1 protein-coding gene is annotated in these 838 nt (G+C 49.9%); it reads left to right on the top strand.

Annotation, left to right across the window (positions count from 1 at the left end):
- Positions 1 to 504: lysozyme (locus tag H9Y05_RS16225; RefSeq protein WP_216714911.1), on the top strand; the 504-nt coding region annotated here is incomplete at its 5' end.
- Positions 505 to 838 lie beyond the last annotated feature (334 nt).

Genomic DNA, 838 nt, shown 5'->3' with positions numbered 1-838 from the left:
AATACCGGAGGATGTATGTCAAACCGAAACATCAGTGACAACGGATTACACTTCACCGCCGCGTTCGAGGGGTTCCGCGGGACCGCCTACCGCGCGACACCTTCAGAAAAATACTTTACTATTGGCTACGGCCACAACGGCGCAGATGTAAAAGAAGGTCAGAAGATTACCGAAGGCCAGGGTCTCCTGCTTCTGCATAAAGATATGGCTAAGGCCGTAGCTGCTGTAGACGCCGTAGCGCATCCGTCTCTAAATCAGTCACAGTTCGACGCCGTGTGTGACCTGGTGTATAACGCTGGTGCAGGTGCGATTGCTGTGTCAACCGGAACAGGTCAGGCGCTGCGCAAAGGCGATGCATCTACACTGCGTAATAAGTTAACTCAGTTCCATTATCAGAACGGCAAATCACTCCTCGGATTGCGGCGCCGAGCTGCTGGTCGTGTTGCACTGTTCGACGGTATGCTGTGGCAACAGGCCGAAGCTGTAGGGCGCGCTGCTAAGTAGGTTGACACATAGGGGAGTTCCTGGGATACTAAACCTGCTCCTGTTGATTCATCCCTCTAGCTCCTTTATCCCGGTAACTGACCATTACCGGGATTTTTTTTTATCTGTATCCAGAAATAATAGTTGACGAGTAACATTAACCCTATTATATTTAGCTCATTGACAACGAGAACGGAGTGGAGAAGATGAACTTACAAAGCGATAAAGTTTTTTACCATTGCAAACCGCTACTGGACACCGAAGCATTCAAAGACGCACAACTGATGGCACGCATTGCCGTTAATAACCTAAGTACACGGATTCCAGCGGATGCGTTCTGGTTCGCCGCGATGCA

The organism is Taishania pollutisoli, assembly GCF_014518315.1.
Taxonomy (GTDB): Bacteria; Bacteroidota; Bacteroidia; order Flavobacteriales_D; family Crocinitomicaceae; genus Taishania; species Taishania pollutisoli.
This window is presented reverse-complemented; position numbering and strand designations above follow the sequence as displayed.